This is a genomic window from Streptomyces sp. NPDC093586, from assembly GCF_044764905.1.
In the GTDB taxonomy this organism is placed as follows: Bacteria; Actinomycetota; Actinomycetes; order Streptomycetales; family Streptomycetaceae; genus Streptomyces.
Genome location: NZ_JBIWJA010000017.1, coordinates 48,625 through 67,191, shown reverse-complemented (window position 1 = coordinate 67,191; position 18,567 = coordinate 48,625). Strand labels below are relative to the sequence as shown.

General features: G+C 71.4%; 18 protein-coding genes. 4 read left to right on the top strand and 14 right to left on the bottom strand.

What is annotated here, in order from left to right; translation table 11 throughout:
* Nucleotides 1–179: 179 nt before the first annotated feature.
* Nucleotides 180–383: a hypothetical protein gene (locus tag ACIRFH_RS19430; protein ID WP_403522131.1), complete on the top strand. Its 204-nt coding sequence runs from the start codon at nt 180–182 to the stop codon at nt 381–383.
* A gap of 695 nt (nt 384–1,078) precedes the next feature.
* On the opposite strand, the gene ACIRFH_RS19425 is transcribed toward ACIRFH_RS19430, so the two are convergent.
* Both ACIRFH_RS19425 and ACIRFH_RS19420 read right to left on the bottom strand, forming a co-directional pair.
* Nucleotides 1,079–2,431: a class I SAM-dependent RNA methyltransferase gene (locus ACIRFH_RS19425; protein ID WP_403522130.1), complete on the bottom strand. Its 1,353-nt coding sequence runs from the start codon at nt 2,429–2,431 to the stop codon at nt 1,079–1,081.
* A 78-nt stretch (nt 2,432–2,509) separates the two neighbouring features.
* Entirely contained in the window at nt 2,510–4,573 is a 2,064-nt protein-coding gene (locus ACIRFH_RS19420) for an APC family permease (RefSeq protein WP_403522128.1), read from the bottom strand.
* A 519-nt stretch (nt 4,574–5,092) separates the two neighbouring features.
* Here ACIRFH_RS19420 and ACIRFH_RS19415 point away from each other — a divergent pair.
* Complete coding sequence (locus ACIRFH_RS19415; protein WP_403522126.1) at nt 5,093–5,764, top strand: potassium channel family protein; 672 nt, start codon at nt 5,093–5,095, stop codon at nt 5,762–5,764.
* Nucleotides 5,764–6,441, top strand: a complete 678-nt coding sequence (locus ACIRFH_RS19410; RefSeq protein ID WP_403522124.1) for a potassium channel family protein — start codon at nt 5,764–5,766, stop codon at nt 6,439–6,441. The genes ACIRFH_RS19415 and ACIRFH_RS19410 overlap by 1 nt, the downstream gene beginning before the upstream one ends.
* A gap of 67 nt (nt 6,442–6,508) precedes the next feature.
* On the opposite strand, the gene ACIRFH_RS19405 is transcribed toward ACIRFH_RS19410, so the two are convergent.
* From ACIRFH_RS19405 to ACIRFH_RS19370, 8 genes are all read right to left on the bottom strand, one after another.
* Nucleotides 6,509–7,342, bottom strand: a complete 834-nt coding sequence (locus tag ACIRFH_RS19405; RefSeq protein WP_403522122.1) for a DUF3159 domain-containing protein — start codon at nt 7,340–7,342, stop codon at nt 6,509–6,511.
* A 3-nt stretch (nt 7,343–7,345) separates the two neighbouring features.
* The gene (locus ACIRFH_RS19400) at nt 7,346–7,744 is read right to left on the bottom strand and encodes an OB-fold nucleic acid binding domain-containing protein (RefSeq protein WP_362490820.1); all 399 of its coding nucleotides are present in this window, start codon (nt 7,742–7,744) and stop codon (nt 7,346–7,348) included.
* Between the two features lie 73 nt (nt 7,745–7,817).
* Nucleotides 7,818–8,534 carry a response regulator gene (locus ACIRFH_RS19395; RefSeq protein WP_403522120.1) on the bottom strand — a complete coding sequence of 239 codons (717 nt, stop codon included), beginning with the start codon at nt 8,532–8,534 and terminating at the stop codon, nt 7,818–7,820.
* The gene (locus ACIRFH_RS19390) at nt 8,528–11,077 is read right to left on the bottom strand and encodes an ATP-binding protein (protein WP_403522117.1); all 2,550 of its coding nucleotides are present in this window, start codon (nt 11,075–11,077) and stop codon (nt 8,528–8,530) included. Before ACIRFH_RS19390 ends, ACIRFH_RS19395 begins: the two co-directional genes overlap by 7 nt.
* A gap of 123 nt (nt 11,078–11,200) precedes the next feature.
* Entirely contained in the window at nt 11,201–11,923 is a 723-nt protein-coding gene (locus ACIRFH_RS19385) for an ABC transporter ATP-binding protein (RefSeq protein WP_403522115.1), read from the bottom strand.
* A gap of 367 nt (nt 11,924–12,290) precedes the next feature.
* The gene (locus ACIRFH_RS19380) at nt 12,291–13,043 is read right to left on the bottom strand and encodes a DUF3710 domain-containing protein (protein WP_403522113.1); all 753 of its coding nucleotides are present in this window, start codon (nt 13,041–13,043) and stop codon (nt 12,291–12,293) included.
* Nucleotide 13,044: 1 nt separating this feature from the next.
* The gene (gene dut / locus ACIRFH_RS19375) at nt 13,045–13,596 is read right to left on the bottom strand and encodes a dUTP diphosphatase (RefSeq protein ID WP_403522111.1); all 552 of its coding nucleotides are present in this window, start codon (nt 13,594–13,596) and stop codon (nt 13,045–13,047) included.
* Complete coding sequence (locus ACIRFH_RS19370; RefSeq protein WP_403522110.1) at nt 13,593–14,177, bottom strand: PaaI family thioesterase; 585 nt, start codon at nt 14,175–14,177, stop codon at nt 13,593–13,595. The genes dut and ACIRFH_RS19370 overlap by 4 nt, the downstream gene beginning before the upstream one ends.
* A 57-nt stretch (nt 14,178–14,234) precedes the next feature.
* Between ACIRFH_RS19370 and ACIRFH_RS19365 the strand changes: the two genes are divergently transcribed.
* Nucleotides 14,235–14,696: a DUF3093 domain-containing protein gene (locus ACIRFH_RS19365; RefSeq protein ID WP_403522108.1), complete on the top strand. Its 462-nt coding sequence runs from the start codon at nt 14,235–14,237 to the stop codon at nt 14,694–14,696.
* 13 nt (nt 14,697–14,709) lie between these two features.
* On the opposite strand, the gene ACIRFH_RS19360 is transcribed toward ACIRFH_RS19365, so the two are convergent.
* The 4 genes from ACIRFH_RS19360 to ACIRFH_RS19345 form a co-directional block, all read right to left on the bottom strand.
* Nucleotides 14,710–15,654: a hypothetical protein gene (locus ACIRFH_RS19360; RefSeq protein WP_403522106.1), complete on the bottom strand. Its 945-nt coding sequence runs from the start codon at nt 15,652–15,654 to the stop codon at nt 14,710–14,712.
* Between the two features lie 13 nt (nt 15,655–15,667).
* Complete coding sequence (locus ACIRFH_RS19355) at nt 15,668–15,964, bottom strand: DUF4193 domain-containing protein (protein ID WP_003993510.1); 297 nt, start codon at nt 15,962–15,964, stop codon at nt 15,668–15,670.
* A 406-nt stretch (nt 15,965–16,370) separates the two neighbouring features.
* Nucleotides 16,371–17,618: a sensor histidine kinase gene (locus tag ACIRFH_RS19350; RefSeq protein WP_403522104.1), complete on the bottom strand. Its 1,248-nt coding sequence runs from the start codon at nt 17,616–17,618 to the stop codon at nt 16,371–16,373.
* 6 nt (nt 17,619–17,624) lie between these two features.
* Nucleotides 17,625–18,278 (bottom strand): response regulator transcription factor, encoded by a 654-nt coding sequence (locus tag ACIRFH_RS19345; protein WP_007387794.1) that lies wholly within the window; start codon nt 18,276–18,278, stop codon nt 17,625–17,627.
* Nucleotides 18,279–18,567: the final 289 nt, after the last annotated feature.

Genomic DNA, 18,567 nt, shown 5'->3' with positions numbered 1-18,567 from the left:
CCGGCTGGCGCCCCAGAGGGTGAAGCCGACCGGCGCGGGGAACGGTGCGGGGGCCGCGGCAGACGCCACGCCCTGCGCCACGGTGCAACGCCGACCGTGTTCGCAGGACCCGTGCCCCGTCCGCACCTGGCACCTTCCTGCGCGCTTTCACCCACGACCACGCCCTTCAACTCCAGGCCGTGCGCCGCCGGTTCCTCGGCGAACGGGCCGCGCACACCCCGCCGCTGCCCGGCTCGGACACGATGGCGTTCATCGACGTCGGCTCCACCCGCGAACGCGTCTACGGCCGGGCCAAGCAGGGCGCCGAATACGGCCGGTTCCAGGGAATCCGCCCACTGCATCCCCTGCTCGCCAGGATCTGCGCCCCGCACTCGCGGGCGTGATCGCCGGAGCACGGATGCGATGATGGCGATTCTTGAAGAACGGCTCTGACCGCAGTTCCGTGAGTGCCCAGGTCAGGGGCGATATGCCGGGACGTTCCCGCGGAGGACATCCTGCGCATGGGGGTCGAGTCGCTCGCGGGCGTTGCCCCAAGGTCCCCTTCGTGATGGCCGAGGATCTCAAAGACACCGCTGACCACACCGAGTACAAGAACGCCTGCGCGGTTCCTGCGGCGGCAGGGCCCACGGGCGACGGACCACGGACTGCACCCGAGTAGACGTGCGACCCTGCCACCGGTCGAATCGCCGGCCTCGGGTCCTCGCCCGTCGCAGCGTCACCTGCCCTGACGGGTCTCCCACTACCTCGCCTACCGGCCGGCCCGGTCTCACTTCGAGGGGTGACGGGTCCTGAACGGGACGAAGGTCCCTTCCCTCGGAGGGCCGGCCCGGGAAACAGGGAGCGGTGCTCGATTACGGCGGTGCCGTGGTGCAAGCAACGGGACCCCGCGTCAGTCGGCCGAATCGAGCGTCATCCGAGCGTCAAGAATCATGAAGGCTACGTCGCCACCTCACTCGTACGATCCTCGCCACACCCTGTACCCGCAGGTCAGGCGAGTTCGTACGAGCGGCGTGCCTGCCCGACCCGTTCCGCGGAGGAAAACAGGTCCAGCGACCGCCCTGGGCTACAGACCCGCAGGTCAGAGCCCCTTTGCAGCAGGCTCCAGAATCGCCACGCACTCCACGTGATGCGTCATCGGGAACAGGTCGAACACCCGCAGCGTCCGCACCCGGTACCCCCCGTCCCGGAAGTACCCCAGGTCCCGGGCCAGCGCGGCCGGGTCGCAGGCCACGTACGCGATCCTGCGGGCGCCCAGCGACGACAGGTGCTGCACCGTCTTGCGTCCCGCGCCCGCGCGCGGCGGGTCCAGGACAATCAGGTCGACCTCGGTGATGCCCGTGCGCGGCAGGACCGCCTCGACCTTGCCCTGTTCGATGCGGACGCGGTCGAAGCCGGCGAGGTTGTGCCGGGCGTCCTCGACGGCGCGCTTGCCGGACTCGATGCCGAGGACCGCGCCCTCGTCGCCGAGGCGGTCGGCGAGGGCGCCCGCGAAGAGGCCGACGCCGCAGTACAGGTCGAGGGCCATCTCGCCCTTGCGGGGCAGCAGGCCCTGCATGACCGCCGTGACCAGCGTGTCGGCCGCCTTCGGGTGGACCTGCCAGAAGCCGCCGCTGCCGACACGGTAGGTGCGGCCGTCCGCGCGCTCGCGGACGAAGGGGCGGCCGTGGACGCGGTGGACGCCGCCGTCCTTCTCGCCGACCCGCATGACGGAGACCGGGCGGTCCAGTTCGACCAGGGGCAGCCGGGCGCCCGGCTTCGGGGTCAGGATGACCTGCCGGTCCTGGGAGCCGCTGGCCGCGATCGCCTCGACGGACTCCATGCCCGTCCAGTCCCGCCGCTCGATGCCCAGTTCGCTGACGCCCTCGGCGGCGATCATGCAGTGGTCGATCGGCTGCACCTCGTGCGAGCGGTGCTTGCGCAGGCCCGCGCGGCCCTCGTCGTCCACGGCGTACTGCACGCGCGTGCGCCACGACGGGACCTGTCCGGCGGGCACCTTGTCGCCCTCGGCCGGCATCACCGTGCCGTCCCAGCCGGCCTCCTCGGGGGTGAGGCCCGCGAGGCGCTTCAGCTGCTCGGCGACGACCTCGCCCTTCAGCCGGCGCTGGGCGCCCGGCTTGGCGTGCTGCCAGTCGCAGCCGCCGCAGCGGCCGGGGCCGGCGAAGGGGCAGGGTGCCTCGATGCGGTCTTTGGAGGCGTCCAGGATCTCGACGGCGTCGGCGCGCAGGAAGCGCGCGCCCTCCTCGCCCTCCGTCACCCGGGCCATGACCCGCTCACCGGGCAGCGCGTGCCTCACGAACAGCACCTGCCCCTCGGACGTACGGGCGATGCAGTGGCCGCCGTGGGCGACGGGGCCGATCTCGACCTCGTACTCCTGGCCCACCAGGGACACCGCGGCCGGTTCCGCCTGCGACTTGTTCGGTTCTGCCTGCATGGCGGGGTGACTCCAGAGAACGGGACGACGAGAGACGGACGCCAGAAGACGAACGGCAAAGGACAACAGCCGACCAGTCTACGTGGACGGCGAGGAGTCCTTCGACCGGTCCTGCTGTGCCGGACCGCGCCGGACCGCGCCGGGTGCGCTCCAGTCCTGCCGCTTGCGCGCCCGCCGCTTGGCCGCCTCGGAGGACTCCAGCTGGTACGGGACGGAGGTGACCATGACCCCGGGGGTGAACAGGAGCCGGCCCTTGAGGCGCAGGGCGCTCTGGTTGTGCAGCAGGTGCTCGTACCAGTGGCCGACCACGTACTCGGGGATGATCACGGAGACCGCGTCGCGCGGCGACTCCTTGCGCAGGCTCTTGACGTACTCGATGACCGGCCGGGTGATCTCGCGGTACGGCGAGTCCAGCACCTTCAGCGGTACGTCGATGCCGCGCCGCTCCCACTCCTCGCGCAGCGCCTTCGTCTCCGCCGGGTCCACGTTGACGCTGAGCGCCTCCAGGGAGTCCGAGCGCAGCAGCTTGGCGTAGGCGAGGGCGCGCAGGGTCGGTCGGTGGATCTTGGAGATCAGGACGACGGAGTGGACGCGGGAGGGCCGCACCATGTCGTCGCTCAGGGGCTCCTCGGGGTCTTCCGGGGCCGCGATCTCCTCGGCGACGCGGTCGTAGTGCTTGCGGATCGCCGTCATCGTCGCGAAGAAGATGCACATGCCGAGCAGGGCGACCCACGCGCCGTGCGTGAACTTCGTGGCGAGGACGACGACCAGCACCAGTCCGGTGAAGAAGGCGCCGAAGGCGTTGATCGCGCGCGAGCGGATCATGTGGCGCCGCTTGGCCTGTTCCTTCTCCGTGGCCAGGTGGCGGTTCCAGTGGCGGACCATGCCGATCTGGCTGAGCGTGAAGGACACGAACACGCCGACGATGTAGAGCTGGATCAGCCGGGTGGAGTCGGCGCCGTAGATGACGACGAGGAGCATGGCCGCGCCGGCCAGGAGCACGATGCCGTTGGAGAAGGCGAGCCGGTCGCCGCGGGTGTGGAGCTGGCGCGGCAGGTAGCGGTCCTGGGCGAGGATCGAGCCGAGCAGCGGGAAGCCGTTGTAGGCGGTGTTCGCGGCGAGGAAGAGGACCAGCGCGGTGGCGGCGGCCAGCACGACGAACAGGAAGCTGCCCTCGCCGAACACGGCCTCGGCGACCTGGGAGATCACCGGGTGCTGGACGTAGTCCGCGCCGACGGCGACGCCGTTGTGGAGCAGGTCGGCGGCCGGGTTCTCCGCCATCCGGACGTGGGTCGTGGCGGCCAGCGCGATGATGCCGCAGAACATGGTGACGGCGAGCAGGCCCATCATCGAGAGCGTGGTGGCCGCGTTCTTCGACTTGGGCTTGCGGAAGGCCGGGACGCCGTTGGAGATGGCCTCGACGCCGGTGAGCGCGGCACAGCCGGAGGAGAAGGCCCGCAGGAGCAGGAAGACCAGCGCGAAGCCGGCCAGGCCCTGGTGCTCCGGTCTGATCTCGTAGTCCGCGGTGGGCGCGCGCATGCTGTGCCCGAGCACCAGGCCCCGGAACGCGCCCCACGCGATCATGATGAAGACGCCGCCGACGAAGACGTACGTCGGGATCGCGAAGAGCTTGCCCGACTCCTTGACGCCGCGCAGGTTCATCAGCGTCAGCAGCAGGATCACGGCGACCGCGCAGAACACCTTGTGCTCGACGACGAACGGGACCGCGGAGCCGAGGTTCTCGATGCCGGAGGAGATCGACACGGCGACGGTCAGGACGTAGTCGACCAGCAGCGCGCTCGCCACCGTCAGGCCGGCCTTCGGCCCGAGGTTGGTGTTCGCCACCTCGTAGTCGCCGCCGCCGCTCGGGTAGGCGTGCACGTTCTGCCGGTAGGAGGCGACCACGGTGAACATCAGCACGACGACCGCGACGGCGATCCAGGGGCTGAAGTGGTACGCCGACACGCCCGCGATGGACAGGACCAGCAGCACCTCGCCGGGGGCGTAGGCCACGGAGGACAGCGGGTCGGAGGCGAAGACGGGAAGGGCGATGCGCTTCGGCAGGAGCGTTTCCCCCAGCCGGTCACTGCGCAGTGCGCGCCCGATCAGAATCCGTTTGGGCACGTCGGTCAGTTTGGACACAACAGAGGATCGTAAGCGCTCGAACGGGTGCCCGCCCACCCGCCACCCCCGATCCTTCAGCCGTCTGCCCTACGGGTGAATCCGGGGGGTGCCGCGGCTGCGGATTCCGCAGGGTGCGGGGCCGGCGTGCCTATATGACAAAACACCGCGCGATTCCCGGCCGTTGCCCTCCCTGGAGGTTCCATGCATCTGAGCGCAGAGCTCGTCGGCGCCGCCGTCACGCTCGTCGGCCTCGGAATCCTGACTCTTGCCAGCATCCGCAGCATCGGCCGCCGGGGGTCGTCCGCCGGAGGGTGACACGGCTCCTGCCGCCCCCGCGGCCTTGCCGATACGTTGGACAGGGGGCGGGGGTCACGGCTCCACGGGGCCCCTAGGGACGTCACCGTCGGCGGTCACCGGCATGATGTTCCCCTGCGGCCCGCACACTGGCCGCGACATGTCGCCAGGCGAGCCGAAAGAGAGACATGAGCACGACATCCACTAAGGTGGCAGTGCCCGTAGGAAGCGCGGTGTGACGCGATGCATATTGTCATCATGGGCTGCGGGCGTGTGGGTTCCGCTCTCGCCCAGACCCTGGAGCAGCAGGGGCACACGGTCGCCGTGATCGACCAGGACCCCACCTCCTTCCGTCGTCTGGGCTCCTCGTTCGGCGGCCGCAGGGTCACCGGCGTCGGCTTCGACCAGGACACGCTGCGCGAGGCGGGCATCGAGGACGCCGGCGCCTTCGCCGCCGTCTCCAGCGGTGACAACTCGAACATCATCGCCGCCCGCGTGGCCCGCGAGATGTTCGGCGTGGAGAACGTCGCCGCCCGCATCTACGACCCCCGCCGCGCCGAGGTCTACCAGCGCCTCGGCATCCCCACCGTCGCCACCGTCCGCTGGACGGCCGACCAGATGCTGCGCCGGCTGCTCCCCTCGGGTGCCGAGCCGCTGTGGCGCGACCCCACCGGGGGCGTCCAGCTCGCCGAGGTGCACACCTCCGCGTCCTGGGTCGGGCACAAGATCAGTCGGCTCCAGGAGGAGACCGGCGTGCGGGTGGCGTTCGTCACCCGGCTCGGGGAGGCGATCCTGCCCTCCTCGCAGACCGTGCTGCAGGAGGGCGACCTGGTGCACGTGATGATGCGCACCGACGAGGTCGACAAGGTCGAGGCGGCGTTCGCCAAGGGTCCCGAAGAGGAGGGCGGTCACTGATGAGGGTCGCCATTGCCGGAGCCGGCGCGGTCGGCCGTTCGATCGCGGGCGAGCTGCTGGAGAACGGTCACGAGATCCTGCTCATCGACAAGGCGCCGACCGCCATCTCGGTCGAGCGCGTCCCGATGGCGGAGTGGCTGCTCGCCGACGCGTGCGAGATCACGTCCCTGGACGAGGCCGCGCTCCAGCGCTGCAACGTCGTCATCGCCGCGACGGGCGACGACAAGGTCAACCTGGTCGTGTCCCTGCTGGCCAAGACGGAGTACGGCGTTCCGCGCGTCGTCGCCCGGGTGAACAACCCGAAGAACGAGTGGCTCTTCAACGAGTCCTGGGGCGTGGACGTCGCCGTGTCCACCCCGCGTCTGATGTCCGCCCTGGTCGAGGAGGCGGTGAGCGTCGGCGACCTGGTCCGGCTGCTGCGCTTCAGCCACGGCGACGCCAACCTCGTCGAGCTGACGCTGCCGGAGGAGTCGGCCCTGGCCGGCACCCAGGTCGGCGACGTCCAGTGGCCCCAGGACACCTCGCTGGTCACGATCATCCGCGGCACCCGGGTGCTGACGCCGTCCCAGGAGGACTCCCTGGAAGCGGGTGACGAGCTGCTGTTCGTGGCGGCTCAGGCCCGCGAGGAGCAACTGGAGGACCTGCTGTCGGCTCGGCGGACCGACACCGCGAACTGACCGCCGGCACGCGACACGACGGTGGGGGCGCCCGGAGTTCTCCGGGCGCCCCCACCGTCGTGTGCCGTCACGCCTTGCGGTGCCTGCCGCCGTGCGGGTCCGCGGCGCCGCTCCCGCCGTCCGCGGGCCTCGCCAGGGAGCCGGAGTCGACGGCCCCGCCGACGAGCCCGGCCTTCTCCGTGTCGGCCTTGTCCTTCTCGGCCTTCTCGGCCTTCTCGGCCTTCTCCGCCGCTTCCATCTCCGCGAACACGTCGATGGGGGCCGGCGCCTTCGCCAGGAAGACCCAGGTCAGCCAGACGGCGAGCAGGAAGGGCGGGATCTTCAGGGTGACCAGGACCCAGCCGAGCTGCTCGGTGTCCGCCCACCAGTACAGCGGGAAGAGGATCGCGCACTTGGCGAGCAGGATCAGACCCCAGGCGTAGCTCGCCTTCGCGTACGCCTTCTTGCGGCCCGGGTTACGGGTGCGCCAGGAGAGGTTCTCCTTGAAGACCGGGCCGAGGATCAGGCCGATCAGGGGCACTCCGGCCAGCGTCGTGACGATGTACGCCAGGGCCAGGCCCAGCGTGTAGAGCATGCCGGGCAGGTAGAAGTTCTTGGCGTTGTCGGTCATCATCGCGAAGACCACGCCGAAGGCGACCCCGAAGACACCGCTGAAGGCGTGCTTGACGGTGTCCCTCTTCACCAGCCGGACGACGACCAGCACCAGTGACACGGCCAGCGCCGCGATCGCCGACAGGTGGAGGTCGCTGTTGATCGTGAAGATGGTGACGAACAGGAGCCCCGGCAGCACCGTCTCGACCATGCCCCGCACGCCGCCGAACGCCTCGAACAGCGCGGCCTCCGTCACCGTCCGGGCGTCGTGCGCCTCCGTGTCTTCGGTCGGCTTGTCGAGCGACGTCACCGGCTACTCCCGTCCGAGGGGTCTCAGTTCGTATTTCGGGTTGAAGAGCACCCGGCGGCCCCGGCTCATGGAGATCCGGCCCGATGCGATGAGCTTGCGCCCCGGCTCTATGCCCACGATGGAGCGTCTGCCCAGCCACACCACGTCCAGGGCGGCGGAGCCGTCGAAGAGTTCGGCCTCCAGGGCCGGAACGCCCGCACGCGGACGCAGGGTGACCGTGCGCAAGGTACCAGTAACCGTGACGATCTGCCGGTCCTGGCAGTCTCCGATGCGTGTGCAGCCGGCGGTGTCGGCGTCCTCCCGGAGCTCCTCCGACTCCAGGTCCTCCTGCGAAGAGGAGAGCCGGTCGAACATGCGCCGGAAACGGCCCACCGGCTTGTCGGAACGAGGAGCAGCACTCATACCTGAAGCCTACCGGGGCACGCCGACAGCCACACACCCCCTCGGGGCCCGTCCTGGAACGATCCCCTCCGGTTCACTTCTCGAAGCGGTACCCCATGCCGGCCTCGGTGATGAAGTGCCGCGGATGCGCGGGGTCCGCCTCCAGCTTCCGGCGCAGCTGGGCCATGTAGACCCGCAGGTAGTTCGTCTCCGTCCCGTACGACGGCCCCCACACCTCCTGCAACAGCTGCTTCTGGCCGACCAGGCGGCCGGTGTTGCGCACCAGCACCTCCAGCAGATGCCACTCCGTGGGTGTCAGCCGTACGTCCCTGCCGTCCCGGTTCACCTTCTTCGCGGCCAGGTCGACGGTGAAGCCGTCGGTCTCCACGATCACGTCGTCCTCGCCGCCCGGGACGGGCTCGGCCCGGCGGACGGCGGCGCGCAGGCGGGCCAGCAGTTCGTCCATGCCGAAGGGCTTGGTGACGTAGTCGTCGGCGCCGGCGTCGAGCGCCTCGACCTTCTCGTCGGAGGAGTGGCGGGCGGAGAGCACCAGGATCGGCACCCGGGTCCAGCCGCGCAGGCCCCTGATCACCTCGACGCCGTCCATGTCGGGCAGGCCGAGGTCCAGCACCACCACGTCGGGGTGGCGGACGGCGGCCGTCCGCAGGGCGGTGGCGCCGTCGTGGGCGGTGTCGACCTCGTAGTGGCGCGCCTTGAGGTTGATCACGAGGGCGCGCACGATCTGCGGTTCGTCGTCGATCACGAGCACCCGCGTGGGGGTCCGCGGTGTCGACCCGGTCGGGCTCAGCATCGGGCAGCCTGTCTTTCTGCTGTCGCGGTGGGGAGGGTGTCGGTGTCCGGGGCGGCCGCGCGGAGGGTGAGGACCATGGTGAGGCCCCCGCCGGGGGTGTCCTCGGCGTTCAGGGTGCCGCCCATCGCCTCGGCGAAGCCGCGGGCCACGGCGAGGCCCAGCCCCACACCGGCTCCGCGCGGGGCGTCGCCGTGGCGCTGGAAGGGCTCGAAGATGCGGTCCTTGGCGTCGTCCGGCACTCCCGGCCCCCGGTCGACGACCCGTACCTCGACGCGGTCCGCGAGGGCGCTGGCGGCCACCAGGACGGTCCGGCCGGGTGGGCTGTACTTGACGGCGTTCTCCACCAGATTGGCCATCGCCCGCTCCAGGAGCCCCGCGTCGACGGCGACCATGGGCAGCGTCTCGGGGATGTCCAGCTCGACGCTCGCCTCGGGCACCCCGCCGAGCGCCATCGGCACCACCTCGTCGACGTCGATCCCACGGATCAGCGGCGTGACCGTGCCGGTCTGGAGGCGGGACATGTCGAGCAGGTTGCCCACGAGGTGGTCGAGGCGGTCGGCGCCGTCCTCGATGCCCTCCAGCAGCTCCGCCCGGTCCTCCTCCGACCACGCCACGTCGTCGGACCGGAGGCTGGAGACGGCCGCCTTGATGCCGGCCAGCGGCGTGCGCAGGTCGTGGCTGACGGCGGCCAGCAGTGCCGTGCGGATGCGGTTGCCCTCGGCCAGCGCGCGGGCCCGCTCGGCCTCCTCGCGCAGGCGCCGCCGGTCCAGGACGACGGCGGCCTGGGCGGCGAAGGCGGCCAGCACCCGGCGGTCCTCGGCGGGCAGGACCCGGCCGGTCAGCGCGAGCGCCATGTGGTCCCCCACCGGCACGTCCACGTCCGCGTCCTCCGGGCGTTCCACCGGCGGACCGAGGCCGGCCCGGCCGGCGCAGACCCAGGGCGCCACGTCGCCCTCCCGCTCCAGCAGGACGGCCGACTCCATGGCGAAGGTCTCGCGGACCCGTTCCAGCAGGGTCTCCAGGCTGGTCTCGCCGCGCAGCACGTCGCCCGCCAGGAAGGAGAGGATCTCCGACTCGGCGCGCAGCCGGGCGGCCTGGTGGGTGCGGCGGGCGGCGACGTCGACGACCGAGGCCACGGAGAGCGCGACGCCCACGAAGACGGCGAGCGCAAGGATGTTCCTCGGGTCGGCGATGGTCATCCGGTTGACCGGCGGTGTGAAGAACCAGTTCAGCAGCAGGGACCCGACCGCGGCCGAGGCGAGCGCCGGGTACAGCCCGCCGAGCAGGGCCGCCGCGACGGTCAGCGCCAGGTAGAGCAGGACGTCGTTGGCGAGGCCGAGGTGGACGGTGTTCAGGAGCAGCGTGAGCAGCACCGGTCCGCCGAGGCCCGCGAGCCAGCCCGACACGAGCCGCAGGCGCCCGAGGCGCGCGCCCCGGGCCACGGGGAGTCCGCGCCCCTTGGCGGCCTCCTCGTGGGTGACGATGTGGACGTCCAGGTCGGGGCCGGACTCGCGGGCCACCGTGGCGCCCACGCCGGGGCCGAAGACGTACTGCCAGGTCTTGCGGCGCGAGGAGCCGAGGACGATCTGGGTGGCGTTGACGCCGCGCGCGAAGTCCAGCAGGGCGGCCGGTATGTCGTCGCCGAGCACGTGGTGGAAGGTGCCGCCGAGGTCCTCCACCAGGGTGCGCTGCACCGCCAGCTCCTTCGGGGAGGCCGAGGTCAGCCCGTCGCTGCGGGCTATGTACGCGGCGAGCACCTCGCCTCCGGCGCCCTTCTCCGCGAGCCGTGCGGCCCGCCGTATCAGCGTCCGGCCCTCGGGCCCGCCGGTCAGGCCGACGACGATGCGCTCGCGCGAGCCCCAGATCCTCGAGACCCGGTGCTCGCTGCGGTACTGCTGGAGGTACTCGTCGGCCCGGTCGGCCACCCACAGCAGCGCGAGCTCGCGCAGGGCGGTGAGGTTGCCGGGGCGGAAGTAGTTGGACAGGGCCGCGTCGACCTTGTCCGGCTGGTAGATGTTGCCGTGCGCCATGCGCCGGCGCAGCGCCTGCGGCGACATGTCCACCAGTTCGACCTGGTCCGCGCGCCGCACCACCTCGTCCGGCACGGTCTCCTGCTGCCGTACCCCGGTGATCGACTCGACGACGTCGCCCAGCGACTCCAGGTGCTGGACGTTCACGGTCGAGATCACGTCGATCCCGGCGGCCAGCAACTGCTCCACGTCCTGCCACCGCTTGGCGTTGCGCGAGCCGGGGACGTTGGTGTGGGCGAGTTCGTCCACCAGCGCCACGTGGGGCGCGCGGGCGAGGACCGCGTCCAGGTCCAGCTCCGTGAAGAGCGCGCCCCGGTGCTCCAGTTCCCTGCGCGGCACCTGCTCCAGCCCGTGCAGCAGCACTTCGGTGCGCGCTCTGCCGTGGTGCTCCACGAAGGCCACCACGCAGTCGGTGCCCCGCTCCACGCGCCGGTGGGCCTCGGACAGCATCGCGTACGTCTTGCCGACGCCCGGCGCCGCGCCGAGGTAGATCCGAAGCTTGCCGCGTCCCATGGCCTCATCGTCTTCCGTCACTGCTGACTGCGCAGCGTCGACCCTACGGCCAACGCATCGCGCCACGTCGCGGCAGGTGTGGGATGCGGGCCCTCTTTGACGGAACTCTGACGCCCCGCGCTGTCACTGCTCGACGATCTCCCCGTCCCGCAGCTCCAGCACCCGGTCGGCGAGATCGAGCAGCGTGGCGTCGTGGGTGGCGACCAGGGCGGTGACCCTCCCCCCATGGCCTGAACGGCCTGGGGGGGATCCCCTGCGCACGACGGCCCGCAGCAGCTCCATCACGGCGTGGCCGGTCTCGGCGTCCAGCTGGCCGGTGGGCTCGTCGGCGATCAGCAGCGCGGGGTCGTTGGCGAGGGCGCGGGCGATGGCCACCCGCTGCTGCTGGCCGCCGGACAGCTCGCCGGGCCGCTGGGCGGCGTGGTCGGCGAGACCGACCAGGGAGAGCAGCAGCCCGACGCGCTCGTCGCGCTCGCGCGGCGCGGTCCGGCGCAACCTCAGCGGCACGCCCACGTTCTCGGCCGCGGTGAGGATCGGGATGAGCCCGAAGGACTGGAAGACGAAGCCGACGCGGTCGCGGCGCAGCGCCAGCAGCCCGTCCTCGTCCAGCTCCGCGAGATCGCGGCCGTCGACCGCGACGCGCCCCGCGTCCGGCGTGTCGAGACCGCCGACGATGTTGAGCAGTGTGGTCTTGCCGGAGCCGGAGCGCCCCTTGAGGGCGACCAGCTCGCCGCGCGGCACCTCGAAGGAGACGCCGCGCAGGGCGTGGACCGCGGCGCTGCCGTGGCCGTACGACTTGTGCACGTCCTCGACGCGCACCATGGTCTCGGTGACCACCTGGTTCATGTGCCCTCCCCCGCCGGAACCGGGCGCCAGTATCGCCAGCGGACGCCCCGGCGTACAAGCGGTCCGGCCGGATCGCCGCCGTGTGCCGCGAGCCGCCGGACGCGGTGGGCCGTCAGGAGGTGCTCGTCCGCGGATCCACCCGACGCCGTCAGGCATCTCCCCGGCCCCTCGAGGGGAGCGAATGTCCCGGCGGAGCAACGCGCGGGCGGCGTGTCATCGGGACATCCGCTCCGATCGCCACGGCTGCGCCGGCGGCGTCCCGAGAGCCGCCCCGGCTCCGGGTTCCGAGGCCCCGGGCACGGCGGAGGGCCGCCTCCCGTGCGGGACGCGGCCCTCTCGTGCGGGTACGGAAAACCGTACGGAGTGCTTACCGGACCTCGGTGATCTCCGGTCCGCGCTGGAGCTGGCCCATGCCGCCGGAGAAGCGGGAGCCCTCCTCCTGCTGGACGCCCTCGGGGACCATCTGCGCGTCGTTCGGCAGCTTGAGGACGATCGGGTCGCGGGGGGCCATCGGGCCGTCGCCGCGGACCACGACCGTGTCCCGGAAGATCTGCTCCAGCAGGCCGGCGGCCTGCGGCTGCACCGCGCCCTGGCCGGAGATCACTCCGCGCAGGAACCAGCGGGGGCCGTCCACGCCGACGAACCGCACGACCTGGAAGCCGCTCGTGCCGTCCGGCAGCTGCACCGGCACCTGGGCCCGCAGCTCCCAGCCCAGCGGGCCCTCGACCTCGTCGACGATGCCACCCTGCTGGGTGATGCCGGAGCCGATCTCCTCGCGCACCTCGCCCCAGATACCCTCGCGCTTGGGCGCGGCGAAGGCCTGGAGCTGGATGGCGCTGTCGCGCAGCACGACCGTGGCGGCGACGATCGCGTCACCCGCGACCTCGACGCGCAGTTCCATGCCGTCGACGCCGGGTACGAACAGGCCGCCCAGGTCGACCCGGCCCTCGCCCGGATCGCTGACCTCGGTGCTGTCCCAGGGCCCGTCGGGCCGCGGTTCGGGCTCGAGCCGCACGCGCTCGCGCCCCTCGTCCGCCTCGGTGTCGACGCTGTCGACGACCTGCTCGGCCTCGCCGGCCGCGTCCTCGGCGGCATCCCTCTTCTTGCGACGTCCGAACACGTCACTGTCCTTCCCGGTCGGATACGACCGAAGCGTATCGATTCCCACCCGTCGGGCCGCCCTCGGCGACCTGACCGCTTGTGCCGCTTGCCCGGTCCGTGCCGGCATGGCCGCCGGTGGACCCGAAGCCCCCCTCGGCCCGTGCCGAGCCGGGAAGCTCCGCCACCGGACGGAAGCGGACCCTCTCGACCTGCTGGACGACCAGTTGGGCGATCCGGTCGAAGCGCTCGAACCGCACGCTCTCGCGCGGGTCGAGGTTCACCACGATCACCTTGATCTCCCCACGGTACCCGGCATCGATCGTCCCCGGGGCATTCACGAGGGCGACACCGAAGCGGGCGGCCAGACCGGAACGCGGGTGCACGAAGGCCGCGTACCCCTCGGGGAGCGCCACAGACACGCCGGTGGGCAGGACGGCCCGTTCTCCCGGGGCCAGTTCGCAGTCCACGGTGGTGCGCAGATCGGCCCCGGCGTCGCCGGGCTGCGCGTACGCGGGAAGCGGCACGTCCGGGTCGACGCGGCGGATCAGGACGTCCAGGGGTTCGCGGTTCACGGGTTCACCTCGAAGGCACGGGCGCGGCGGAGCTGGTCCGGGTCGTCCAGGGCGGCGCGGATCTCCTCCTCGCGGCCGTTGTCCACGAAGTGGTCGATCTTGACCTCGATGAACACCGCGTCGGCGCGGACTGCGACGGGGCCGTCCGGACCGCCGATCCGGCCGGTGGCGGTGGAGTAGATCTTCCGGCCGGCCACCGCGGTCACCTCGGCCTCCAGGTGCAGCGTCGTGCCCACGGGCACCGGCCGCAGGAAGTCGGTCTCCAGCCGGCCTGTCACCGCGATGGTCCGCAGCAGCCAGTTCAGCGAGCCGAGGGCCTCGTCCAGGGCCGTGGCCAGCACGCCGCCGTGCGCCAGGCCGGGGGCGCCCTGGTGGGCGGGCCGCACGGTGAACTCGGCGGTGATCGCCACGCCTTCGCCGGCCCGCGCCTCGAGGTGCAGTCCGTGCGGCTGGTCGCCGCCGCAGCCGAAGCACTGGCCGTAGTGCGCGCCGAGCGGTTCGCCGGGAGCGGGCGCGTCGGGGTGCCGTACGGGTTTCACGGCGTCGGCGGGGGGCTGAAGAGCCGGGGAAGTACCACTCACAGGCGCAGACCTTACCCGCGCGCCCGCCGATCACCGATACCGTGCCAAGCTTGCTTCATGCAGCTCTCCGCCACCCCGTACGAAGAACGTCTCACCGCGCCCCGCTCCTGGTGGCTGATCTCCTTCCTGGTGGGCCTCTCGTTCGCCCTGATCCTGCTGCCTCTCGGGACGCTGCCGATGCTGGGCGGTCTGGCGGGCGGCACCGCGGTGGCGGCGGTCGCCGCCAGTTCGTACGGCGCGGTCCGCATCCGGATCGTGGGTGACTCGCTGGTCGCGGGCGAGGCGAAGGTGCCGCTGGCGGCCCTGGGCGAGGCGGAGATCCTCGACCCGGAGGAGGCCCGAGCCTGGCGCACCCACAAGGCCGACACCCGCGCGTTCATGCTGTTGCGCGCCTACGTCCCGAGGGCCGTGCGCATCGAGGTCACGGACCCCGAGGACCCGACTCCGTACCTGTACCTGTCGACCCGTGAGCCGGAGCGGCTGGTCGAGGCGCTGCGGACGGCGAAGGCGGCCGCGTAGCGCACGCGCGGGGTCAGTGCCCGTCCCTGCCGGGCCCGTGCCCGAGGTCTCTTCCGAGGTCTCTTCCCAGGGCGTCCATGTCGAGGACGTCCTGGGGACTCTCCAGGGCGGGGAGCCCCTCGAGGGCGTCCCAGGGCACCTGTCGCCCGCGCAGGTCCGCGCGGATGCGGTCGGCCAGCTTTCTGGTGTCGCGCCGGTTCATGACGGCGCCCACGGCCGCGCCCACCATGAACGGCATCAGGTTGGGCAGGTTGCGCACCATGCGCTTCATGATCTGCTGGCGCAGCTGTCGCTTCATGTGGCTGTTCATCGCCGTGCCGAGGGTGGCCGGCTTGGTCACCTCGACGCCGCGCTCGTCCGACCACGAGTTCAGGTACGCGGTGCTGCGCTGGGTCAGGGTGCCGGGCGGGCGTACGCCGTAGACCTCGTGGAGTTCGGCGATCAGCTTGAGCTCGATCGCCGCCACGCCGGTGATCTCGGCGGCCAGTTCGGTGGGCATCGCGGGCGGTACGGGGAGCATCGCCGCCGCACCGATCCCGGCGCCGACGGTCGCGGTGCCCCTGGTGGCGCCGGTCACGAGGCGGTCGGCGATCTCCTCGGGGCCGAGCCCGGGGAACTGTCTGCGCAGCGTCGCCAGGTCCCGTACGGGGACGCGCGGGGCCAGTTCGATGACGCGGTCGGCGAGGTGCGCGAGGACAGCCCTGGCACGGTCGCCGCCCTTACGGACGCCCTGTCCCGCCCTGTCCCGGAACGCCGCTGCCCGGCGCCGGGCAGCGGGTGCCGGGGTCCGGACGGTCGCCGGGAGGTCACCCCGGTCGTTCCCCGGTTCGAGCGGGGCCGTCCCCGAATCGGTCGGGCCCCGCTCGTCGTCACGCGCGCGCTGTGGGCCGTCGGACGGCCCTTGGTCCGCTCCTCGCTCGAAGAAGCGGCGCTTCCAGGGAGGGGTCGAGCCGGTCACGGCCGACCCCGCCTCAGTCGCAGTCGCGGCAGATCGGCTGGCCGTTCTTCTCCCGGGCCAGCTGGCTGCGGTGGTGCACCAGGAAGCAGCTCATGCAGGTGAACTCGTCCTGCTGCTTCGGCAGTACGCGGACGGCCAGTTCCTCGTTGGAAAGGTCGGCGCCGGGAAGCTCGAGGCCCTCTGCGGCTTCGAATTCGTCGACGTCGACGGCCGAGGCGGACTTGTCGTTCCGCCGGGCCTTCAGTTCTTCAAGGCTGTCCGAGTCGACGTCGTCGTCGGTCTTGCGTGGAGTGTCGTAATCGGTGGCCATGGTCGCTCTCCCCCTCTGGGTGTCTGCGGGTGTCTCCAGCGCACGTAACGCGTGAGAGGCCGGACTTGTGCCCGACCCGAGGCGGAGATTTTGCCTCACATCAAGGTCTGTTACTCAATCGACACCCAACCGGACTCCTCAAGAGTGATCGGCGTGGATGGCGATGGGGACCGTACACGGTCCGAATGCCGCACTTCAAAGGCGTCTCACCGTGTACTTCCCGTGATCAGGACCCTTGAAAACCAGGATTTTCCCGGCCTTTCGACAGGGTGCACGATCACGGAGAGTAGAGGGCGGGAAAGCCGTCGCTGTGATCGATCACACACGCGAACCTCTGGACGATGACCTGGAAATTCCGCCCAAAGCGAACATCCCCGGGTCTCGGAGAGATGTCCCGGTCATGATCTCAGACCGGAAGCGTGACACGCATCACGAGCCCCCCGCCCTCGCGCGGCTGCGCGTAGATGTGCCCGCCGTGCGCCCGGGCCACCGACCGCACGATGGACAGGCCGAGACCGACCCCCTTGTCGCTGCCCGTGCGTTCGGTGCGCAGCCGCCGGAACGGCTCGAAGAGGTTGTCGACCTCGTACGCCGGCACGACCGGGCCCGTGTTGGCGACGACCAGGACCGCCTGGCCGTTCTCCACCGCCGTGGTGACCTCCACCCAGCCCTGTTCGGCCACGTTGTAGCGCACGGCGTTCTGCACCAGGTTCAGCGCGATCCGCTCCAGCAGCACGCCGTTGCCCTGGACCACCGCGGGCTCGCGGTCGCCCGTGATCCGTACGCCCTTGGCCTCCGCCTCGGCGTGTACCTGGTCGATGGCCTGGCCGGCGACCTCGGCGAGGTCCACGGGGCCCCGCTCGACGATCTGGTTGTCACTGCGGGCCAGCAGCAGCAGGCCCTCGACGAGCTGCTCGCTGCGCTCGTTGGTGGCCAGCAGCGTCTTGCCGAGCTGCTGGAGCTCCACCGGGGCGCCCGGGTCGGACAGGTGCACCTCCAGGAGGGTGCGGTTGATCGCGAGCGGTGTACGCAACTCGTGCGAGGCGTTGCCGACGAAACGCTGCTGGGCCGTGAAGGCCCGCTGCAATCGCTCCAGCATGTCGTCGAAGGTGTCCGCCAGCTCCTTGAGCTCGTCGTCCGGACCGTCCAGCTCGATGCGCCGGGACAGGTCGGAACCGGCCACGGCGCGTGCGGTGCGGGTGATCCGGCCCAGCGGCGACAGGACACGGCCGGCCATCGCGTAGCCGAAGGCGAAGGCGATCACGGCGAGGCCGAGCAGGGCCAGCAGCGAGCGGCTGAGCAGGTTGTCCAGGGCGACCTGGCGCTGGTGGTCGGTGCACTCGCTGATCGCCGCGTTGAAGGTGGACAGCGAAAGGTTGCTCGCGTCGTTCACCACCGGGCACTTGTCGCTGGAGACCCTGATGTCCGCACCGCCGACGATCTTGAACAGGGGTTCGTTGCCCGAGTTCAGCGCCTGCGCGGCCAGCAGGTAGATGATCGACAGCAGCAGGATGCCCGCGATCAGGAACATGCCGCCGTAGAGCAGCGTGAGCCTTATCCGGATGGTCGGGCGCAGCCACGGCAGGGGAGTCACCGACCGCGGGTCCCAGGTGGGTTTCGGGGGTGCCCCGGGGGGTGCGGGTGTCGTCGCCACGGTCGATCAGATCCGGTAGCCGGAGCCGGGGACGGTGACGATGACGGGCGGTTCGCCCAGCTTGCGGCGCAGGGTCATCACGGTCACGCGCACGACGTTGGTGAACGGGTCGGTGTTCTCGTCCCACGCCTTCTCCAACAGCTGCTCCGCGGAGACGACCGCGCCCTCGCTGCGCATGAGCACCTCCAGCACGGCGAACTCCTTGGGGGCGAGCTGGACCTCCTTGCCGTCCCGGAAGACCTCGCGGCGGTTGGGGTCGAGCTTGATCCCGGCGCGCTCCAGGACGGGCGGCAGGGGCACGCTGGTACGCCGGCCCAGCGCACGCACGCGCGCGATGAGCTCGCTGAAGGCGAAGGGCTTGGGCAGGTAGTCGTCGGCGCCGATCTCCAGGCCCTCGACCCGGTCGCTGACGTCGCCGGAGGCCGTGAGCATCAGCACGCGGGTGGGCATGCCGAGTTCGACGATCCTGCGGCACACGTCGTCGCCGTGCACGAGGGGGAGGTCGCGGTCGAGGACGACCACGTCGTAGTCGTTGACGCCGATGCGCTCCAGGGCGGCCGCACCGTCGTACACGACGTCGACGGCCATGGCCTCCCGGCGCAGTCCGGTGGCCACCGCATCGGCGAGCAGCTGCTCGTCCTCGACGACGAGTACGCGCACGTCGCTTGTCCTTCCTGTGTCCACCCGCGTAGCGCCGCTCGGACGCACGAGGGCAGGGGGGCTCGTGGGTGTGTTGGCCTCCATCCTGCCCTTTTCGGCCATAAGTCGGCTGTAAGGCGGGTGAGGGCCCCGTGACGGACGGGGCGGGGTCCCGTGACGGACGGACGGAAACGGCCCGCGGGACGCGGCCGGGCGGAAAACGGTCGACCGGAAAGGATCGCCCGTCCGGGAACGCGGGATTTTTTCGTGCCGCCGAGGTTTCCGCGGGAGGGAGCGGGGGGAGGACGGC

What these genes read in the sequence shown, in the direction of transcription:
- ACIRFH_RS19425 (WP_403522130.1), bottom strand. Translation starts at nt 2,431, where the DNA reads ATGCAGGCAGAACCGAACAAGTCGCAGGCGGAACCGGCCGCGGTGTCC.
- ACIRFH_RS19415 (WP_403522126.1), top strand. Translation starts at nt 5,093, where the DNA reads ATGCATATTGTCATCATGGGCTGCGGGCGTGTGGGTTCCGCTCTCGCC.
- ACIRFH_RS19410 (WP_403522124.1), top strand. Translation starts at nt 5,764, where the DNA reads ATGAGGGTCGCCATTGCCGGAGCCGGCGCGGTCGGCCGTTCGATCGCG.
- ACIRFH_RS19400 (WP_362490820.1), bottom strand. Translation starts at nt 7,744, where the DNA reads ATGAGTGCTGCTCCTCGTTCCGACAAGCCGGTGGGCCGTTTCCGGCGC.
- ACIRFH_RS19395 (WP_403522120.1), bottom strand. Translation starts at nt 8,534, where the DNA reads ATGCTGAGCCCGACCGGGTCGACACCGCGGACCCCCACGCGGGTGCTC.
- ACIRFH_RS19390 (WP_403522117.1), bottom strand. Translation starts at nt 11,077, where the DNA reads ATGGGACGCGGCAAGCTTCGGATCTACCTCGGCGCGGCGCCGGGCGTC.
- ACIRFH_RS19385 (WP_403522115.1), bottom strand. Translation starts at nt 11,923, where the DNA reads ATGAACCAGGTGGTCACCGAGACCATGGTGCGCGTCGAGGACGTGCAC.
- ACIRFH_RS19365 (WP_403522108.1), top strand. Translation starts at nt 14,235, where the DNA reads ATGCAGCTCTCCGCCACCCCGTACGAAGAACGTCTCACCGCGCCCCGC.
- ACIRFH_RS19355 (WP_003993510.1), bottom strand. Translation starts at nt 15,964, where the DNA reads ATGGCCACCGATTACGACACTCCACGCAAGACCGACGACGACGTCGAC.